We start from the raw sequence: 17852 nt of genomic DNA, 5'->3' as shown, positions 1-17852 counted from the left end.
ATCACGTGATGAGCGATACAGCCAAGTGGAAGGAACTGGCCGAAAAGGAACTTCGCGGCCGCGCCCTTGATGACCTGACCTGGAACACGCTGGAAGGGATTGACGTCAAACCGCTTTATACTGCGGACGACACCAAGGGGCTTGATCATATGGGCACTCTGCCCGGCTTTGGCCCATTTACGCGTGGGGTCAAAGCCACCATGTATGCGGGCAGACCGTGGACCATCCGGCAATATGCGGGCTTTTCCACCGCCGAGGAATCGAACGCTTTTTATCGCCGCAACCTTGCTGCAGGTCAGCAGGGTGTGTCGGTTGCCTTCGATCTTGCGACGCATCGGGGCTATGACAGCGATCACCCGCGCGTGGTGGGCGACGTCGGCAAGGCGGGCGTTGCGATTGACAGCATTGAGGATATGAAAATCCTGTTTGATGACATTCCGTTGGATAAGGTCTCGGTCTCGATGACGATGAACGGGGCTGTGATCCCGATCCTTGCCAGCTTCATCGTGGCAGGCGAAGAGCAGGGCCATGACAAAGCGCTGCTGTCTGGCACCATTCAGAATGATATTCTCAAGGAATTCATGGTGCGCAACACTTACATCTATCCGCCGGAACCGTCGATGCGCATCATCTCGGACATCATCGAATATACCTCAAACGAGATGCCGAAGTTCAACTCGATCTCGATCTCCGGCTACCACATGCAGGAAGCGGGCGCGAACCTAGTGCAGGAACTGGCCTATACGCTGGCGGATGGTCGTGAGTACGTGCGCGCCGCGATTGAAGCGGGCATGGACGTGGACAAGTTTGCAGGTCGTCTGTCCTTCTTTTTCGCCATCGGCATGAATTTCTTCATGGAGGCCGCCAAGCTGCGCGCTGCGCGCACGCTTTGGTATCGTGTCATGACCGAATTCGGTGCCAAATCGGACCGCTCGAAGATGCTGCGCACGCACTGCCAGACCTCGGGCGTCAGCTTGCAGGAACAAGACCCCTATAACAACGTGATCCGCACGGCGTATGAGGCGATGTCGGCAGCCCTTGGTGGCACGCAGTCGCTGCACACCAACGCGCTGGACGAAGCCATCGCGCTGCCCACCGATTTCTCGGCCCGGATTGCGCGTAACACGCAGATCATCTTGCAGGAAGAAACGGGTATCACCAACGTGGTCGATCCCTTGGCCGGGTCGTATTACGTTGAGGCATTGACAGATGATCTGATCAACAAAGCGTGGGAGCTGATGGAGGAGGTCGAGGAGATGGGGGGCATGACCAAGGCTGTTGCCAGCGGCATGCCAAAGCTGCGGATCGAAGAATCTGCAGCCAAGCGTCAGGCTATGATCGACCGTGGCGAGGAAACCATCGTTGGCGTGAACAAATACAAGCGGGAAACAGAAGACCCGATCGATATTCTGGACGTGGACAATGTGGCCGTGCGCGAAAGCCAAGTCGCCCGTCTAGAGAGGATCCGCGAAACGCGGGATGGCGCTGCCTGCGACGCTGCATTGGCCGAACTGACCCGTCGCACCAAGGAAGGCGGCAACTTGCTTGAAGCTGCCGTAGAAGCCGCGCGCGCGCGCGCAACCGTCGGAGAAATCTCTATGGCTATGGAAAAAGAATTTGGCCGTCACCGCGCCGAAGTGAAGACGCTGGCCGGTGTCTATGGCGCCGCATATGAAGGTGACGAAGGTTTCGCCGCCATCCAGAAATCGGTCGAGGATTTTGCCGAAGCCGAAGGCCGCCGCCCGCGTATGCTGGTGGTGAAGATGGGGCAGGACGGTCACGACCGGGGCGCTAAGGTCATCGCGACTGCTTTTGCTGATATTGGCTTTGATGTGGATGTTGGCCCACTGTTCCAGACCCCGGAGGAAGCCGCACAGGACGCTATCGACAACGATGTGCACATTGTTGGCATCAGTTCGCAAGCCGCGGGTCACAAAACTTTGGCCCCGCAATTGGTGAATGCGCTGAAAGAACAGGGAGCCGAGGATATCATCGTAATCTGTGGCGGGGTCATCCCGCAGCAGGACTATGATTTTCTTTATGAAAACGGCGTGAAGGCAATCTTCGGGCCGGGCACGAACATTCCTGAGGCGGCCCAAGATATCCTGAAACTGGTTCGTAAAGTGCGCGCCTGATCGACAAGCCCCTTGCGGTTGGCCGGGTTTGCCGCCACCGTTCCCGTGGACCAGAAGGAGGGCGCATTGGCTCTGGGACAGATTGATCACCTTGTGGTGTCCTCCGCGACCCTTGCTGAAGGCGTCGCGTTGATTGAGGACCTGCTGGCGGTGCCCATGACCGGGGGAGGAGAACACCCGCTCATGGGCACCCACAACGCCCTTCTGTCATTGGGGCCCGAGACGTATCTAGAAGTGATCGCGATCAACCCCGACGCGCCCGCACCGGACCGCGCCCGGTGGTTCGATCTGGACTATTTCACGGGGCCCGCCCGATTGACAAACTGGGCGCTTCGGGTGCCGGATTTGCAAGGCGCGTTGCACCGTGCGCCGAATGGGATGGGTGATGCCGTCGCGCTGGAACGTGGGGCCTATGCATGGGATATGGCGATCCCGATTGATGGCCGACTGCCGTTTTCGGGCTGTGCGCCCGGACTGCTGAGTTGGAAGGGTGCGCAGCCTGCGCCCGATCTTGCGGATCACGGGCTGCGCCTTGCCGCGCTGGAAATCACCCACCCCGAGGCCGACGCGCTGTCGGTCGCACTTGCGCCTTTGGTTGCGGATGGACGTATCACGTTGCACGGTGGTGCGCCGGGTCTGGTGGCATGGCTGGATACGCCGCGCGGGATGGTTGAACTGCCTTGACGGGTACGGCGGGGCAGGCGGTTTCCGCCTCGACCCCGGCTGCGTCTTCGTCAGTGTTACCCAGCCATCAGCGACACGGTTGCCCCAGTCACCGCTGAAAAGGCCGACGCGACAAGCCTCCAGACGCACATCGTTCATAAGCGAAGCATCGCTAAAGCTTAGTCCGCCGATGAACAGCGACATGGTAAACCCGATGCCTGCCAGTGCCGACACCCCATAAACATGCACCCAGTTCACGCCATAAGGAAGCCGCGCAAAGCCAGGTTTCACGGTCAGAAACGTCAGACCGAACACCCCCAACTGCTTGCCGACGACCAGCCCTGCCACAACACTCATAGGCACCGGCTGAAGCAGCGCATCAGGTGACATGCCCGCATTGGCAAAGGTAAAGACAGGAACAATCAGAAATACGACATAAGGGGACAAGCCGTGTTCAAAGCTGTGCAAGGGCGACTTGCCCCAGCGGTTCGTCATCGGAATGAAAAACGCAGTCTCCACGTCGGAGAGCGTCGCATATTTAGCCAGAACATCAGATCCAGCGGCACCAACGCATAGATCAGATACACCACCTTTAATTCTGACGTGTACAACAGGGCGATCATGATGATCGCACCAAGGTCGTCCAGAATGACAAGGGTCAGCAGAAAAAACTTCAACGCAACAGGCGCGCGCCCGGACCAGCGCAAGACTGCCAAGGGCGATATCGGTCGCCGCCGGTATGGCCTACCCCGCCAAAGCGGCCGGATTGGTCCAGTTGATCGCTGCATAGATGATTGCAGGCACCGCCATACCGCCAACCGCCGCCATGTCCGGCAGAATTATGTCACCGAGGTTGCGCAGTTCACCTTCCATCAGCTCGTGCTTCAACTCCAACCCGATCAGCAGGAAGTAGATCGCTATAAATCCAAAGAATCAAAGGCTTGGGCAGTCCTTCGTCATTGATCAGGATGGAAAATTTAGACCCCAGAATGTCGCTGACCTGCCCCGCGATGGGTGAGTTGGCCACAATCATGGCCGCGACCGCCGATACCATCAAAAGTATGCCCCGGAAGCATCATGACGAAAGAAGCGGTCAAACGTTCTGAGAAGCATTCACGTATCCTACTGTTTTGGTAGAATTTTAGTGGATGGTGCCCTGAGTACAAAATTCAACTGGGAAAGCCGACAAAAACCAAGTGCAACCCCATGCTTTTGCGACAAGAAACATCTTGTGCATGGTGCGGTTTGCACTCGTTTTCGGGGCGTGGACTGTGTAACAAGCTGATATGTCGATCTGGTCCCGTATCACTGACGCGCTGTCTGCGCTTGCCAAGGGCGAAAGCCTCTCGGACGTCTTCGCTTATCTGCGCACCCAGCCTGAACGGTCGGCGGGCTTTGCGATTGCCGTGATCGCACTGGGGGCCAAGATGGCAAAGGCCGACGGGCAGGTGACACGTGATGAGGTCTCGGCTTTTCGCGAGGTGTTTCATATTCCGCCAGACGAAGAAAAGAACGCAGCCCGCCTGTTTAATCTGGCCCGCACCGATGTCGCGGGATTTGAACTTTATGCCCAAAAAGTCGCGGCAATGTTCGGCCCCGCCGATCCTGCGCTGTGCGACTTGATGGAGGGGTTGTTCCACATCGCGACCGCCGACGGAGAATATCATCCGGCAGAAGATGAATACCTGAAAAATGTGGCCAAGATTTTCGGTCTGCCTCCGCGCAAGTTCGCCGCGCTTCGGTCGCGGCTTGTGCCGGACGCCCATCCAGACCCCTATGCCGTTCTTGGAGTGACCCCGGACATGGCATTGGACGATATCCGCGCTGTCTGGCGAAACGAGGTGCGCGAAAGCCACCCGGACCGCATGGTTGCGCGTGGCGTCCCGCAAGAGGCCGTGAAGATGGCCGAAAAACGGCTGATCGCCGTCAATCGTGCCTGGGACGAGATCAGCCGGGAACGTGCCTGATGCGGATCGCGACCTATAACGTCGAATGGTTCAATGCCCTTTTTGATGATGAAGGCCGCCCGTTGATCGACAATGAATGGTCTGCCCGCCATGACGTGACGCGGCGCGCGCAGTTTCAGGCTGTTGGCGTTGTGTTCAAGATGTTGGACGCCGACGCCGTGATGGTGATTGAGGCACCGGATCACAATAGCCGCCGCCAGACGGTTCTGGCCCTTGAAAATTTCGCAAATATCTTTGATCTGCGCGCGCGCAAGGCGATCATTGGGTTCGCCAATGACACGCAGCAGGAAATTGCCCTTCTGTATGATCCAGACGTGTTTTTCGCCCGCCATGATCCGCGCGGCGAGGCGGGCGCGCTCTTTGCGCCGCGGTTCGACACGACCTTTCAGCTTGACCTTGATACCGATGCCGCGCCCGAGCCGATCGTCTTTTCCAAGCCGCCTCTTGAAGTCGAGCTGATCCACCGAGACAGCGGCAAAGTTCTGCGGCTTATCGGCGTTCACGCCAAGTCGAAAGCCCCGCACGGTGCGCGCGGCCCAGCTGAAATCATGCGCGTTGCAATCGAAAATCGCCGCAAGCAGATGGCACAGTGCATCTGGATACGCCAGCGGGTGGATGAACACCTTGCGGCAGGTGAATCGCTGATCGTGATGGGCGATTTCAACGATGGCCCGGGGCTGGACGAATATGAAAAGCTGTTCGGACGTTCGGGTATCGAGATTGTAATGGGCGAGGATGACGCGACCTGTATGTATGACCCGCACGCTCGCATGATCCTGACCCGCAAGGCCGGAGCGCGGCCAGCGTCGTCGCGGTTTTATATTGCAAGCGAAAAACGGTATCTTCAGGCGCTTCTGGATTACATCATGGTGTCGCCCGATCTGGCAGCGATGTCGCCGTGCTGGCGTATCTGGCACCCGTTCGATGACCTGGAATGCTACGACGCGCCGCGGTTGCGCGACGCGCTTCTGACGGCCTCGGATCATTTTCCGGTGTCGATGGATTTGATGCTCTGATCTTCACATTCGACGGATCGCGCTTACATGTGGTGTATGGAACAGATTGCGAAAACAACGGCTGCTGCCATCTTGGTCGCTGCGATTGCCACCACGCCCGTCTGGGCCGAAGGTGAAAGCGAGGGCTTGTCTGACAATCCCGACATCTCGGAGGGGACCCAGCTTTTGAACCGTGGTTTCAAACTTTTGCTTGAAGGTTTGTCGAAAGAGGTTGAGCCGATGGCAGACAAATGGGCCGAAGGTTGGGCCAACCTGGTTGAGCGATTTGGGGATATGAGCGTTTATTACCCACCCGAGACATTGCCCAACGGTGACATCATCATTCGGCGACGGACCCCCCTTGCGCCGAACGATTCACTGCCGGGCGAAACCGAGCTATAATCCCGTGTCAGCGGCGGTATTTCACGACGCCTTCAGCCTCTAGCGCCTGCGCCAAAGTTTGAAATCGGGCCTGAGCAACCTCGCCGAACAGGTCTGCCCCTTGTTCGTTCAGGGTTAGTGTCAACACATGTTTTTTGGGAAACAACTTCAGCGTGGCGATCTTTGTCGGGTCTTTCATCGTCAGCATTGCGCCGAAGCGCATCGCTTTGCCCAAGACCTCGGCGCGCCGCATGCTTTTTTCCGACAGGATATCGAACAACGGCTCGAATCGTGACCCTTGGCGACCGTTCTTGTAACGATGCAGCAGCGCCAGCCCCAGAAAAATCCGTTCTTCATGTGTCAACCCGCCAAGGTTGGCGCGTGTGGCGTTGTCAAAACAAGCCTCGTGCCGGTAATCGGGGTGCGCCCGCCAACTGACGTCGTGCAACATGCAGGCCGCCTTGATCACCCGCAATTCGGAAGGCTTGGACGATTTGAACACCGGTTGAAGAAAGTTGAACAGTCGTTTGCCAAAGCCTGGAATGCGCGCGTCTTTCTGTTCGGCGACATAGCACGCCTCCATCAACGGGTCGCGCTTGCGCAGCTGGTCGGGCATCTGCTCATAAAGCAGCCCTTCGCGGATGCCATAGGAACTGACGGCGATTTCCTTGGGGCGAAATTCGCGCACCAGACGTTTCAGAACCAACGCGGCAATCGGCACCAGCGCCATCCGCGCTGCTGATGTGCCGGTGCGCTGGCGCACCTCCTCCAGATCGACTTCATCTATCCATTTCAGGGTGGTGCCAAGGGATTTGGGCGTCATGCGGTATTCGTGCAAAACGGTCAAAGGATAGCCGCGCCGCTCCATATCCAGCCGTGCGATGGCCCGCCAAGACCCCCCGACAAGATACAGTCGCTTGTGATTGGTGCCGAAATCATCAGCCAGTTGCCCGACCACGCGCGCAATCTCGGCCTTCACACCTTTCTTGCCGCCGGGAACGCCCGCCAGCTTCAACGGCCCAAGTGCCGAGGACACTCGGTGCCCCACCTTTCCATCCGTGATGGCGGCCAATTCCAGCGACGAGCCGCCGATATCACACATCAGGCCGCTGGCTTCGGGCCAGCCCAACAGAACACCTTGCGCAGAATAACGTGCCTCTTCCTTGCCGTCGATGACGAAGATGTTCAAACCTGTTTCGCGTAGCACATCGGCGCAGAAATCGGGACCATCGCTGGCATCGCGCACGGCGGCGGTGGCAACAGCAGACAAGGGAGGCAGCTTCATGCTGTTGGCCAGCGCCTGAAACCGTTTGATCGCGGATAAGGCGCGCACGCGGCCTTCGGGGTGCAGACGCCCGCTTTCTGCCAGCCCCGTGCCCAGCCCGCACAAGATTTTTTCGTTGAAGAAATAGGCTGGGCTGCGTGCTGCGCCGTCAAACACCACCAGCCGGACCGAGTTCGACCCGACATCCACAACCCCGACACGACTAAGCGCCCGCACCGATGGGTCATTGAATAACGGACGCCCGAACGGCCCCCAATCTTCGCCGGTATCGCCGCCTGCGTCCATGAATGTTCCCCTATCTTCTGCCAGTATCCTAGCCGCGCGACTGGTCGTGATCAATCTTGCGAGTGTGTCAATTCAGGCACGTCAGATGCCCCCGCTGAACCTCGGCCCGACAGGGACGGGTTTTCCATGAAGAACCGGTGACAATTGAATGGTCGTTCAACGGTGCTGAAATCGGCCCGTTTGAAATCACCGTCGGCCTGCATGACCCAGCTTTGGGCGACATCCGCAAGGTTTGCCGCCATGATCTGGCTGACGATCTGGGCCTTGACGGTGGCGTTCTGGATTTCAACCAGCGTTTCGACCCGCCGGTTCAGGTTGCGTCCCATCCAGTCGGCCGACGACATATAAACCCGTGCCTTCTTCGATGGCAGGCCGTGCCCGTTGCCAAAACACACGATGCGCGAATGCTCCAGAAAGCGGCCGACGATGGATTTGACCCGGATGTTCTCTGACAGGCCCTTGATACCGGGGCGCAGCCCGCAAATGCCGCGCACGACAAGGCTGATTTTTACGCCTGCCTGGCTGGCGGCATACAGGGCGTCAATCACATCGGGTTCGACCAGTGAATTCATTTTTGCCCAGATCTCGGCTGGTTTGCCCTTGGCGGCGAAGTCGACCTCGGTTTGAATGCGTGCGAGCAGCGTGGATTTTAGATCGAGAGGAGAGATGGCGAGGTTTTCCAGCGATTGCGGTTCGGCATAGCCCGATAGATAATTGAACACCCGCGTCGCGTCGCGCCCAAGGGCAGGGTCGCAGGTGAACAGGCTGAGGTCGGTGTATATGCGCGCGGTGATCGGGTGGTAATTGCCAGTGCCGTAATGGGTATAGGTCACCAGCTCGTCCCCCTCACGTCGCACCACGGTCGAAATTTTGGCGTGGGTCTTGTAGTTGATGAAACCATAAACGACGTGCGCACCTGCGCGCTCTAACCGGCGGGATTGGCGGATATTTGCGGCTTCGTCAAAGCGCGCCTTCAGTTCGACCAGCGCGGTGACGGATTTGCCGTCTTCGGCGGCTTCGCACAGGGCGGTGACGATGGGACTGTCATGCGAGGTTCGATAGAGCGTCTGCTTGATCGCCACCACATTCGGATCGCGTGCTGCCTGATGCAGGAAGCGGACCACCATATCGAATGTCTCATAGGGATGGTGCAGCAGCATATCCTTCTGCCGGATGGCGGCGAACATATCGCCGTCATGGTCCTGCACACGTTCCGGGACACGCGGCGAGAAATTGGGCCACAGAAGATCGGGCCGGTCTTTCAGAACAAGCTGGTCAAGATCGGCCATGCCGATCATGCCTTCGATTTCGACGATTTCATCGTCCGAGACCCGCAATTCGCGCATGATCACCGACAACAGGCCGCGCGGGGCGCTTTTTGTGATTTTCATACGCACGACCTCGCCACGGCGACGACGTTTCAGGGCGGTTTCAAATTCGCGGACAAGGTCTTCGGCTTCGTCCTCAACCTCAAGATCGCTGTCGCGCAGAATGCGGAAGGCGCAGCTTCCTTTTTCAACATATCCGGGGAAGAGCGACCCCAGATTTTCCAGCAACAGATCCTCAAGCGGCAGAAAGCGGAACTGACCGTCGGCGGCGGGCAGGGGTACGAAGCGGTCGATCTGCTGCGGAATGGGCAGAAGAGCGGTCAGTTTCTGCTTGTCAGATTTGCGTTCCAGCTGCAGCGCCAGTGTGTAGCCGGTGTTGGGGATGAACGGAAACGGGTGGGCCGGGTCAATCGCCAAAGGGGACAACACGGGGAATACCTGGCTCAGAAATACCTGGTCCAGCCGTGTGCGATCATCGTCGGACAGGTCGTCCCGGCGGCAAATGGTGATGCCTTCGTCCTGCATTTCGGTCGCCAGCCGCTCAAACACGTTTTGCTGATGGGTCATCAGCGCACGGGCGTCCGAGTTGATCAGCTTTAACTGCTCGCTCGGGCTTAGGCCGTCGGCGGCAGGGGTGGTCACGTCTTCCCGCACCAGTTCGCGCAGGCCCGCGACGCGGACAGTATAAAATTCGTCCAAGTTGGCAGCCGAGATTGACAGAAACCGCAGCCGTTCGAGTAAAGGTACACGAGAGTTTTCGGCTTCCTCCAGAACGCGCCAGTTGAAGCCAAGCCAGCTAAGCTCGCGATTGAAAAACCGTTTCGGGCCGGCGAAACTTTCGGCGGGAAGGTCCTGAGCTGCAGGGAAATCTGACGCCAGAAAATCGGCAAGCGGGATATGGGGTGTGTCGCTTTTGTTCATGACACTATCTTACCACGTCTGCGCGTGACGGGAAGGTGGCGTTATGTCCCTGACCCGGCACTGTTATCCAACACCCGTGCGGCGAGCGTGCGCGTCAAACGGCGGCCTTGAGATAGTGCCGCGCGGTCCAGTTGGTCGACCAGGCGCGCTGCTGCCGCAAGTGATCTGTCCATGCGCGGCAACAGATAGTCGATCAGGTTGGCAGGTGCTGCGATCTGGCGGTCGTCGAACAGTTTGACCAGCACGGCCGACAGCAGCATGTCGTCGGGGGCGTCCAGCCGGGCCAGCGTTGTGCCCTCCAACCGGCTTTTCAGGTCCGGCAGCGAGATGCCCCAGCGCGAGGGGGCAGAGTGTGCCGTGACCAAGAGCGCGCCGCCTTCGGCCAGCACCAGATTGTGCAGGTGAAACAACGCGGCCTCGGCGCTGGCGTGACCTGCGATGTGCTCTGCGTCCTCGACCGCGACGCATTGGCCTGCGAAGCTTTGGATGTCCGCGTCGGCAAGGGCTGCAGCATCGATGATCCGGGCGCCGGACAGGCTGGCCCAGACATGGGTTAGATGAGTTTTTCCCGTGCCTTCGGTGCCCACAAGAACCAGCTTGCGGTTGGGCCAGTCCTGCCAGCCTTCAACCGCGCCCATCGCGGCGGCATTCGATGGCGTGACCAAAAAATCATCCAGTCCCTGCGCCGCGTGGGCGGGCAGATCGAATGTCAGTTGTTCTGCCATCAGTCGGCGTCGCTTTTATCAGCCAATGATTGACTGGTCAGCCCTTTATAAAGCCGCCCCTCTTGGTACTTTCCAATGAAGAACCGGGCGACCACGCCGATTGCGGCGGCCACGGGAACCGCCACCAACATGCCCACGAAGCCAAACAGATAGCCAAAGACCGACAAGGCCAGCATCAGCCAGACCGGGTGCAACCCGACCGAGCTTCCCACCAGGTTCGGCGTCAGGATGTTACCTTCGAAGAACTGGCCGAAAAAGAAAATACCGGCGACGGCGCCCAAGCTCCACCATTCGCCCCAGAACTGGAACAGGCCAAGGCCGATCGCCAGCGCGCCGCCCACGATTGCACCGACATAGGGGATGAAGGTGATCAGCCCGGCAATGAACCCGATGACCAGCCCGAATTGCAGCCCGACCAGCATCAGCGAAACGGCGTAATAGGTGCCAAGCACAAGGCAGACCGTGCCTTGCCCACGCACGAAGCTGGCCAGCGTGTGGTCAATATCCGAGGCGATCTGGCGAATGGCAGGGCGGTGGTCGAGCGGCAGCAGGTTGTCGATCTTGGCCACCATCTGGTCCCAATCCAGCAGCATATAAAACGCCACGACCGGCGTCACGACCAGCAAGATCACGACGTTAAACACCCCCATCGCCGAACTGAGAACGGTTCCGACCAACTCTCCTCCGCGTTCCTGGATCGTCTTGCCAATACTTTCAAGCGATTGACGCAGGGTCGAATCCTGGTCGATCAACGCCGGAAACCGCTCGGTCAGGAAGCCTTGCAGCCGCCGTAACAGGCCGGGCACGGCGTCCGCCAGATCGGCGGCTTGCGACACAAGGGTCGGCACCACCAGCAAGACGCCGATGGTAAAGATCAAAAGCATCAGGACCGAGATGATGATGGTCGCAAAAACACGCGAAAGCCCTAATTTTTCAATACGGTCCGCGATTGGGTCAAGGAAATAGGCAATCGCACCGCCCAAGATGAAGGGCATGATCGCATCGCCCAGATACCATAGAACCAGCGCCAGTAAGGCGATAGAGATGGACCAGTATTTTACTTGCGTCGAAATGGGTAGGGACATGCGCGCTCCTGCTGGTGCAGGTTCCTATGTTGCGCAAGTTCCTTCATTTTTCAAGGGCGTGGTGAATGTGGCCGTCCTTGGGTTTTGGCGAAATTTTCGGCTTGTCCCTGCAGGCTGCGGAGTGGATGATAGCGGAGCTGGGCCTTATCCGGCGCCTGAAAGGAGCATCAAATGCGTATCATTGCGATCAGCCTTGTCTGTGCCGTGCTGGCCGGATGCACCGGCCACGATCGACCGCCGCAACAGACAGGCGTCACCTATTCCGGTGAGGCCGGGGTGGGCGTCGTCTATAAGGATGGCGCGGTCAAACCACATACCGAAACCAAACTGACTATCGGTGTTGGTGGCTCGATCTAGCCCCCGCATGTTAATGGGGCACGTCCGGTTATTGCCTGATTGCCCCGCGCGTCATGATGGCATAGACCGCTAGGGACGTTTTCGCGATTGATCAGAGGTCCACATGCGCCTGTCCCGCTATTTTCTGCCCGTGCTGAAAGAAACCCCGTCCGAGGCGCAGATCGTCTCGCACCGCTACATGCTGCGTGCCGGCATGATCAAACAGCAATCTGCCGGTATCTATTCCTGGCTTCCGCTCGGCTTCAAGGTCTTGCGCAAGATCGAGAATATCGTACACGAGGAACAGATGCGGGCGGGGCATATCCCGATGCAGATGCCGACCATTCAATCCGCGGATCTGTGGCGCGAAAGCAATCGTTACGATGGCTATGGCGAGGAAATGCTGCGGATGCAGGACCGGCATGGCCGCGACATGTTGTTTTCGCCCACCGCGGAAGAGATGGTGACAGACATCTTCCGCGCGCATGTGAATTCCTACAAAGACCTGCCGCTGACGCTGTATCAAATCCAGTGGAAGTTCCGCGACGAAATCCGCCCGCGCTTCGGCGTGATGCGGGGCCGCGAATTCTACATGAAGGACGGCTATAATTTTGACCTGACGAAAGAGGACGCGCTGCACGCCTATAACCGCCATTTGGTCAGCTATCTGCGCACCTATGAGCGTATGGGGCTGCAAGCGATCCCGATGCGCGCGGACTCGGGTCCCATTGGAGGCGATTATACCCACGAATTCCTCGTGCTGGCCGAAACCGGTGAAAGTGAGGTCTTCTATGATAGCGAAGTCACCGACCTGACTTTCGGCGATCGCGATATTGATTATGACAATGTGGCACAATGTCAGGGCGTGATGGACGAATTCACCGCCCGCTATGCCCGCACAGACGAAACCCATGACGCCGAAGCGTTCGATGAGGTGCCAGAAGACCGCCGCCGTATCGCACGCGGGATAGAAGTGGGACAAATCTTCTATTTTGGCACAACCTATTCCGACAAGCTGGGCGCGACCGTGGTCGACAAGGATCAAAAACAGGTGTCCGTCCATATGGGGTCGCACGGCATCGGCGTCAGCCGCCTGCTGGGTGCGATCATCGAAGCCAGCCATGACGACAAGGGCATCATCTGGCCCGAAGGCGTGACGCCGTTCCACTGTGGGATTGTCAATCTTAAACAGGGCGACGAAGAGGCTGACGCAGCGTGCGAGGCGCTGTATGACCAGTTGACCAATGCGGGGTTGGAACCGCTGTACGACGACCGTAACGAACGTGCGGGCGGCAAGTTTGCGACCATGGACCTGATCGGGTTGCCGTGGCGCATTACCGTGGGGCCGCGCGGGCTTAAAAACGGTGTGGTCGAACTGACCTGCCGCCGGACCGGTGAAAACGAAGAACTGACGCCAGAAGCTGCCGTTGCCAAAGTGGTGGAAATTTTCAAACCGCACCATGTGCGCGGGCTGTGAACGCGTCTGGTAAGGTTCAAATGGCGCGATCGTCCAGGCGCGCCGTTTTCGTTTCCGGCTGTCCTGTTGGTTTCCCTTGACCTGATCACCCCTGTTTGGAAGGCTGCTTGTCAAGAATAAATATGAGCAGGTGACAGTCATGATCCGGACATTGGCGATGGTCGGCGGACTTTGTGGCGCGGTGGTGTTCAGCCAGTTCCCCGAGTTTTCCCAGCAATACATGCAGCGGCTTTCCGGTGCGCGGTCTGAGCTGAAGATCGTCACCGCAGGGTTTGATCTGACCGCTCAAGCCGCCGGATATACTCGCGAAGAAGCCTTACAAAACATGGGTGGCACGAATTTTCAGGACCGGCTGCGCGACCAGATGAAAACCAATTTCATTCGGTACGAGCGGTTGGATACCGCCTACACCGCCCTGAAAGGAACTGAACCGTTGGCCCGGCTGGCGAAAGTCTGGCACTTCCGCGACACTGATATTGTCAAACGCACTTGGGACGATTTTCGCCCGGCCATTCCCATGACAGCGGATGGTCTTTTATGTGCCGGCATCGGCTTCGTCAGCGGCTGGCTTCTGGTTTCGCTGCTTCTGGGCGCGCTTCTGCGTCCGTTTCGTCGCGCTGCCTGAGGCGCCTAGAACCGCAGGTTCAGCCCGACCTTGACCGAATGAAACAACGGAGTCGCCAACGTGCTGTTACCCAGCCCGTCAAACAGTGTGTCTTTGCCGTAATTGACGTATTCATATTCGCCAGTCACCGACAGACGCTTGGTCAACGGCTGTTCGATCCCCAAACCCAGAACATAACCAGTGGTGGCATAGTTATCATTAATCGCGATGGGACCGGCAGAGCCTGATCCGGTCACGCTATAGTCAAAATCCCCACGCGAAACCCCGACCGTGCCAAAGAAAATCGAGTTCAGAACCGGCCAGACATACCCGGCCTTCAGCCGCAAAGATAGCGCATGGTTCAAACGCGTTGTGCCTTGATAGCCGCCGTTGGAAAACGTGTCTTTGACCTGGCCGCCCTCGACCGCGATTTCGGGGCCGAACACCCATTGATCAAATTGCCAGCGATAGCCAGCGCGCAAACTGCCCGTCCAGCCTTCGATGTCATAGTTGCCCAAGGCCGCGCGTCCACCTGTGGGTTGGGTGACGCCGATCCGATCGCCTCCGCTGAAGTTATAGCCTAGCGTGCCACCGACATAAGCGCCCTCCCAATAAGGACGAGCGTTATCAAGGGTCAATTCGACGGGGGTGTCGATGATCGGGTCGGACAGGCTTCCGGCAAGGGCCGGTTGCGACGACATGATTAGGGGCAGACAAATGGCGAGTTTGCGGGGGCTTAAATGGGACAAGATACCGATCCACAGAATAAAAATAGTCATTATGTCCTTTGTGTATCCACAAAACTTTGCGGACGAAACTGTTTTCAAGCACAGATTTTGTGTCGGCACATCACTGCCTGACAAGGACGGGCGCGGCGTTTGGTCTGGTGGGGTGAAGTGGGCTGTATCGCAAGACGGGCTTGGCAGGTTGAATTTGCAATATTTCAATATTGAGTGGTGGAAGGGCAAGCGGTGGCTTGACTGAGCAATAGCGTAAAACTGCTATTTCAAGACCGAGGTGACGCGGTTTGCATGCCCCATCTTGCGACCCGGCTTGACCTCGACCTTGCCGTAAAGATGCAACGATGTATTGGCCTGTTGTGCAAGATCTGGCACGCGGTTTATGTCTTCGCCGATCAGATTCTCCATCACTACATCGGCATAGCGTGTGCCGTCACCCAACGGCCATCCGGCAACCGCACGGATGTGTTGTTCGAACTGGTCAACCGTACATCCCTGCTGGGTCCAGTGGCCCGAGTTGTGCACGCGCGGAGCAATCTCGTTCACGATAAGGCCTTGTTTCGTAACGAAAATCTCGACCCCCATCACGCCGACATAATCCAGCGCGTTCAAGATTTTTGCCGCCAACAAAACCGCATCGGTGCGCTGGGCGCTGGTCAGGCGGGCGGGCACGGTCGTCGTTGCAAGGATACCATCTTTGTGAACGTTTTCACCGGGGTCGAAACAGGCGATGTCACCACCCAAGCTGCGTGCGGCGATTACACTGACCTCGTGCGTGAAATCCACAAAAGCTTCCAGGACCGAAGGTGCCTTGCCAACGTCGGAAAAGGCTTGTTCCGCCTGACCGGACGCGGTGATACGGACTTGTCCTTTTCCGTCATATCCAAGCCGGCGGGTCTTAAGGATAGCAGGCGTGCCCACATGCGCCATTGCGTCTTGCAGGTCGTTAACCACCTCGACGTTTTTATAGGGCGCAACTGCGATCCCAAGGTCGGACAAGAAGTCCTTTTCCGTCAGCCGGTCCTGGCTGATCCGCAACGATTCGCGTCCGGGGCGGATGGGGCGTTTGCCCTCCAGCACATCCAGCGCAGCTGTTGGGATATTTTCAAATTCATAGGTGATGACGTCGACCGCAGCGGCGAATACCTCAAGCGCCGCAGTGTCGTTGTAATCCGCAGTCGTCACACAATCGGCGACATGCCCGGCGGGTGGGTTGGCTCCGGGCTCATAAATATGTGTCTTGAAGCCGAGGCGCGCAGCGGCGACTGACAGCATTCGGCCCAATTGACCGCCCCCAAGAATGCCAATCGTTGCACCGGGTGTAAGGGGATCAGTCATCGTGCGGTTCATCCGGGATAGAGGCGGACAGGGCATCGCGCCACGCATCCAGCCGTTTTGCCAACTCTGCATCAGACACCGCAAGGATGCCCGCTGCCAAAAGACCCGCATTCGCCGCGCCCGCCGCGCCGATGGCCATCGTCGCGACTGGAAAGCCTTTGGGCATCTGTACGATGGAATACAGGCTGTCGACGCCCGACAGTGCGCGGGTTTGCACCGGCACGCCCACAACAGGCACGCGGGTTTTCGACGCCATCATACCGGGCAGATGCGCCGCACCGCCTGCGCCTGCGATAATCACATGAAGGCCACGGTCTGCGGCAGCCTTGCCGTAACTCCAAAGCCGATCCGGGGTGCGATGCGCCGAAACGATCTTGACCTCATAGCCAATGCCCAGTTCATCCAGAATGGTCGCGGCTTCTTTCATCGTGGGCCAGTCGGATTGGCTGCCCATGATGATCCCGACTTTCACATCTGTCATAGTGACCTCGCGTCTTGGAAGCCCGCTTTATAAGGGCCTGTCGCCGTGATGCAATCAGGCAATGATATCGGGGGTCAGTTTGTCCTCGATCTGCGCGATCTTGTCCTTCAGGCACAGCTTTTCCTTTTTTAGCCGCCTGAGTTGCAGTTGATCGGCGCGCCCGCGTTCTTCCAGTGCGTGAATGGCATCGTCCAAGTCGCGGTGTTTGGCGCGGAAGACCTCCAGCTCGACGCGAAGCACGTCTTCGGTCTTCATCTCTTTGGCGTTGCTCATTTTCTTGGGTCATTCTTTCTTTGGCACATGCATGCGCAGCTTAGCGTCAAGCCCGCGCTAACGCCAAGGAAAACGCGCCCCTTGCAAGCATTGTCGCCAGCCCCCATATTTTCATCAAGGTCGCCGGGTTTGGGGCCTTGAAACGTGTCGCTTTATCAAGGACGTGTCGATGACAAAGATGAACTTGGGAACCCATCCCTTTTTGCTGGGATTTGAACAGCTTGAACGCATGGTCGAGCAAGCCGCGAAGTCGGGCAAAGATGGCTACCCGCCCTTCAATATCGAACAGGTCAGCGACCGTGCGTATCGTATCACGCTTGCGGTGGCCGGGTTCGCCGATAATGACCTGTCGATCTCGGTTGAAAATGCCACGCTTGTGGTTCGTGGGGCGCAAGCGGACGCTAGGGATGAACGTGTGTTCCTGCATCGCGGTATTGCAGCGCGCCAATTTGTCAAAAGCTTTGTGCTTGCGGACGGCGTGGATGTGAAGGGCGCGCATACGGAAAACGGGCTGTTGCACATCGACCTTGAGCGCGCCGAGCCCGAAAAGGTCGTGCAGACCATTCAGATCAAGAAGGGGTGAGCAAATGAACTATAAATTACCGTTCGGAGAAGCCGAGATCGGGAACATCGTTTACGTCAAGCCGGTCGCGATTGACGACCTGCCCGATGCCATTCAGGATGAAGCCCGCGCGCAAGCCGATGGGGCCGACACGCTTTATGCCGTGCACCGCGAAGATGGCGAGCAATTGGCGTTGGTCGTGGACCGCGAACTGGCCTATACGCTGGCGCGCGAAAATGATTTTTCGCCGGTGTCGCTGCACTAAGCTGCG

Annotated in this window: 19 protein-coding genes and 1 pseudogene; 10 read left to right on the top strand and 10 right to left on the bottom strand. The window is 58.1% G+C overall.

Annotated elements, in window-relative coordinates:
- Positions 1–8 precede the first annotated feature (8 nt).
- Positions 9–2135 (top strand): methylmalonyl-CoA mutase, encoded by a 2127-nt coding sequence (gene scpA / locus MN186_RS06695; RefSeq protein ID WP_242113601.1) that lies wholly within the window; start codon positions 9–11, stop codon positions 2133–2135.
- Positions 2136–2180: 45 nt separating this feature from the next.
- Positions 2181–2819, top strand: a complete 639-nt coding sequence (locus MN186_RS06690) for a VOC family protein (protein WP_242113600.1) — start codon at positions 2181–2183, stop codon at positions 2817–2819.
- Positions 2820–2978: 159 nt separating this feature from the next.
- Here the strand turns inward: MN186_RS06690 and MN186_RS06685 are convergent.
- Positions 2979–3586: pseudogene (locus tag MN186_RS06685) on the bottom strand (Na+/H+ antiporter NhaA); the annotation flags it as partial.
- Positions 3543–3692: a Na+/H+ antiporter NhaA gene (locus MN186_RS16690; RefSeq protein WP_255743907.1), complete on the bottom strand. Its 150-nt coding sequence runs from the start codon at positions 3690–3692 to the stop codon at positions 3543–3545. The gene MN186_RS16690 and the pseudogene MN186_RS06685, both read right to left, overlap by 44 nt.
- Before the next feature lie 392 nt (positions 3693–4084).
- Between MN186_RS16690 and MN186_RS06680 the strand changes: the two genes are divergently transcribed.
- The 3 genes from MN186_RS06680 to MN186_RS06670 are packed head-to-tail and all read left to right on the top strand — an operon-like array spanning position 4085 to position 6162.
- The gene (locus tag MN186_RS06680) at positions 4085–4765 is read left to right on the top strand and encodes a molecular chaperone DjiA (RefSeq protein ID WP_242113599.1); all 681 of its coding nucleotides are present in this window, start codon (positions 4085–4087) and stop codon (positions 4763–4765) included.
- On the top strand, positions 4765–5781 hold the full coding sequence (locus MN186_RS06675) for an endonuclease/exonuclease/phosphatase family protein (protein ID WP_242113598.1): 1017 nt from the start codon (positions 4765–4767) through the stop codon (positions 5779–5781). The genes MN186_RS06680 and MN186_RS06675 overlap by 1 nt, the downstream gene beginning before the upstream one ends.
- Positions 5782–5817: 36 nt before the next feature.
- Positions 5818–6162 (top strand): hypothetical protein, encoded by a 345-nt coding sequence (locus tag MN186_RS06670; RefSeq protein WP_242113597.1) that lies wholly within the window; start codon positions 5818–5820, stop codon positions 6160–6162.
- Positions 6163–6169: 7 nt separating this feature from the next.
- Here the strand turns inward: MN186_RS06670 and MN186_RS06665 are convergent, their stop codons facing one another.
- Genes MN186_RS06665 through MN186_RS06650 form a run of 4 tightly spaced genes read right to left on the bottom strand, consistent with a single transcriptional unit; the run spans position 6170 to position 11770 of the window.
- Positions 6170–7711: a Ppx/GppA family phosphatase gene (locus MN186_RS06665; protein WP_242113596.1), complete on the bottom strand. Its 1542-nt coding sequence runs from the start codon at positions 7709–7711 to the stop codon at positions 6170–6172.
- 50 nt (positions 7712–7761) lie between these two features.
- Positions 7762–9960, bottom strand: coding sequence for an RNA degradosome polyphosphate kinase (locus MN186_RS06660; RefSeq protein ID WP_242113595.1), 2199 nt, complete (start codon positions 9958–9960; stop codon positions 7762–7764).
- A gap of 41 nt (positions 9961–10001) precedes the next feature.
- Positions 10002–10685: an HdaA/DnaA family protein gene (locus tag MN186_RS06655; RefSeq protein ID WP_242113594.1), complete on the bottom strand. Its 684-nt coding sequence runs from the start codon at positions 10683–10685 to the stop codon at positions 10002–10004.
- Positions 10685–11770, bottom strand: a complete 1086-nt coding sequence (locus MN186_RS06650) for an AI-2E family transporter (protein ID WP_242113593.1) — start codon at positions 11768–11770, stop codon at positions 10685–10687. The genes MN186_RS06655 and MN186_RS06650 overlap by 1 nt, the downstream gene beginning before the upstream one ends.
- 171 nt (positions 11771–11941) lie before the next feature.
- On the opposite strand from MN186_RS06650, the gene MN186_RS06645 reads away from it, so the two are divergent.
- From MN186_RS06645 to MN186_RS06635, 3 genes are all read left to right on the top strand, one after another.
- Positions 11942–12127: a hypothetical protein gene (locus MN186_RS06645; RefSeq protein WP_242113592.1), complete on the top strand. Its 186-nt coding sequence runs from the start codon at positions 11942–11944 to the stop codon at positions 12125–12127.
- 103 nt (positions 12128–12230) lie between these two features.
- Complete coding sequence (gene proS / locus MN186_RS06640; protein ID WP_242113591.1) at positions 12231–13583, top strand: proline--tRNA ligase; 1353 nt, start codon at positions 12231–12233, stop codon at positions 13581–13583.
- A 139-nt stretch (positions 13584–13722) separates the two neighbouring features.
- Positions 13723–14208 (top strand): DUF2937 family protein, encoded by a 486-nt coding sequence (locus MN186_RS06635; RefSeq protein ID WP_242113590.1) that lies wholly within the window; start codon positions 13723–13725, stop codon positions 14206–14208.
- A gap of 5 nt (positions 14209–14213) precedes the next feature.
- On the opposite strand, the gene MN186_RS06630 is transcribed toward MN186_RS06635, so the two are convergent.
- The 4 genes from MN186_RS06630 to MN186_RS06615 all read right to left on the bottom strand — a co-directional run bounded on the left by MN186_RS06630 (position 14214) and on the right by MN186_RS06615 (position 17019).
- Positions 14214–14966: an outer membrane protein gene (locus MN186_RS06630; RefSeq protein ID WP_242113589.1), complete on the bottom strand. Its 753-nt coding sequence runs from the start codon at positions 14964–14966 to the stop codon at positions 14214–14216.
- Between the two features lie 222 nt (positions 14967–15188).
- A complete protein-coding gene (locus MN186_RS06625) occupies positions 15189–16265 on the bottom strand; it encodes a 5-(carboxyamino)imidazole ribonucleotide synthase (RefSeq protein WP_242113588.1) in 1077 nt (358 codons plus the stop codon).
- Positions 16258–16746 (bottom strand): 5-(carboxyamino)imidazole ribonucleotide mutase, encoded by a 489-nt coding sequence (gene purE, locus MN186_RS06620; RefSeq protein ID WP_242113587.1) that lies wholly within the window; start codon positions 16744–16746, stop codon positions 16258–16260. The genes MN186_RS06625 and purE overlap by 8 nt, the downstream gene beginning before the upstream one ends.
- Positions 16747–16800: 54 nt before the next feature.
- Positions 16801–17019: a YdcH family protein gene (locus MN186_RS06615; protein ID WP_242113586.1), complete on the bottom strand. Its 219-nt coding sequence runs from the start codon at positions 17017–17019 to the stop codon at positions 16801–16803.
- A 169-nt stretch (positions 17020–17188) separates the two neighbouring features.
- On the opposite strand from MN186_RS06615, the gene MN186_RS06610 reads away from it, so the two are divergent.
- Together MN186_RS06610 and MN186_RS06605 are read left to right on the top strand one after the other, a co-directional pair.
- Positions 17189–17602, top strand: coding sequence for an Hsp20 family protein (locus MN186_RS06610; RefSeq protein WP_242113585.1), 414 nt, complete (start codon positions 17189–17191; stop codon positions 17600–17602).
- 4 nt (positions 17603–17606) lie between these two features.
- Positions 17607–17846 carry a DUF1150 family protein gene (locus MN186_RS06605; protein ID WP_242113584.1) on the top strand — a complete coding sequence of 80 codons (240 nt, stop codon included), beginning with the start codon at positions 17607–17609 and terminating at the stop codon, positions 17844–17846.
- The last annotated feature ends 6 nt before the right edge of the window (positions 17847–17852 follow it).

The sequence above is a fragment of the Aliiroseovarius sediminis genome, from assembly GCF_022678485.1.
GTDB classification, from domain to species: domain Bacteria; phylum Pseudomonadota; class Alphaproteobacteria; order Rhodobacterales; family Rhodobacteraceae; genus Aliiroseovarius; species Aliiroseovarius sediminis.
The sequence above is the reverse complement of the archived record's forward strand: the minus strand, read 5'-3'. Positions and strand labels throughout refer to the sequence as shown.

What these genes read in the sequence shown, in the direction of transcription:
- MN186_RS06675 (WP_242113598.1), top strand. Translation starts at nt 4,765, where the DNA reads ATGCGGATCGCGACCTATAACGTCGAATGGTTCAATGCCCTTTTTGAT.
- MN186_RS06660 (WP_242113595.1), bottom strand. Translation starts at nt 9,960, where the DNA reads ATGAACAAAAGCGACACACCCCATATCCCGCTTGCCGATTTTCTGGCG.
- MN186_RS06610 (WP_242113585.1), top strand. Translation starts at nt 17,189, where the DNA reads ATGACAAAGATGAACTTGGGAACCCATCCCTTTTTGCTGGGATTTGAA.
- purE (WP_242113587.1), bottom strand. Translation starts at nt 16,746, where the DNA reads ATGACAGATGTGAAAGTCGGGATCATCATGGGCAGCCAATCCGACTGG.
- MN186_RS06615 (WP_242113586.1), bottom strand. Translation starts at nt 17,019, where the DNA reads ATGAGCAACGCCAAAGAGATGAAGACCGAAGACGTGCTTCGCGTCGAG.
- MN186_RS06650 (WP_242113593.1), bottom strand. Translation starts at nt 11,770, where the DNA reads ATGTCCCTACCCATTTCGACGCAAGTAAAATACTGGTCCATCTCTATC.
- MN186_RS06670 (WP_242113597.1), top strand. Translation starts at nt 5,818, where the DNA reads ATGGAACAGATTGCGAAAACAACGGCTGCTGCCATCTTGGTCGCTGCG.
- MN186_RS06635 (WP_242113590.1), top strand. Translation starts at nt 13,723, where the DNA reads ATGATCCGGACATTGGCGATGGTCGGCGGACTTTGTGGCGCGGTGGTG.
- MN186_RS06680 (WP_242113599.1), top strand. Translation starts at nt 4,085, where the DNA reads ATGTCGATCTGGTCCCGTATCACTGACGCGCTGTCTGCGCTTGCCAAG.
- scpA (WP_242113601.1), top strand. Translation starts at nt 9, where the DNA reads ATGAGCGATACAGCCAAGTGGAAGGAACTGGCCGAAAAGGAACTTCGC.
- MN186_RS06605 (WP_242113584.1), top strand. Translation starts at nt 17,607, where the DNA reads ATGAACTATAAATTACCGTTCGGAGAAGCCGAGATCGGGAACATCGTT.
- MN186_RS06625 (WP_242113588.1), bottom strand. Translation starts at nt 16,265, where the DNA reads ATGACTGATCCCCTTACACCCGGTGCAACGATTGGCATTCTTGGGGGC.
- proS (WP_242113591.1), top strand. Translation starts at nt 12,231, where the DNA reads ATGCGCCTGTCCCGCTATTTTCTGCCCGTGCTGAAAGAAACCCCGTCC.
- MN186_RS06630 (WP_242113589.1), bottom strand. Translation starts at nt 14,966, where the DNA reads ATGACTATTTTTATTCTGTGGATCGGTATCTTGTCCCATTTAAGCCCC.
- MN186_RS06665 (WP_242113596.1), bottom strand. Translation starts at nt 7,711, where the DNA reads ATGGACGCAGGCGGCGATACCGGCGAAGATTGGGGGCCGTTCGGGCGT.
- MN186_RS06645 (WP_242113592.1), top strand. Translation starts at nt 11,942, where the DNA reads ATGCGTATCATTGCGATCAGCCTTGTCTGTGCCGTGCTGGCCGGATGC.
- MN186_RS06655 (WP_242113594.1), bottom strand. Translation starts at nt 10,685, where the DNA reads ATGGCAGAACAACTGACATTCGATCTGCCCGCCCACGCGGCGCAGGGA.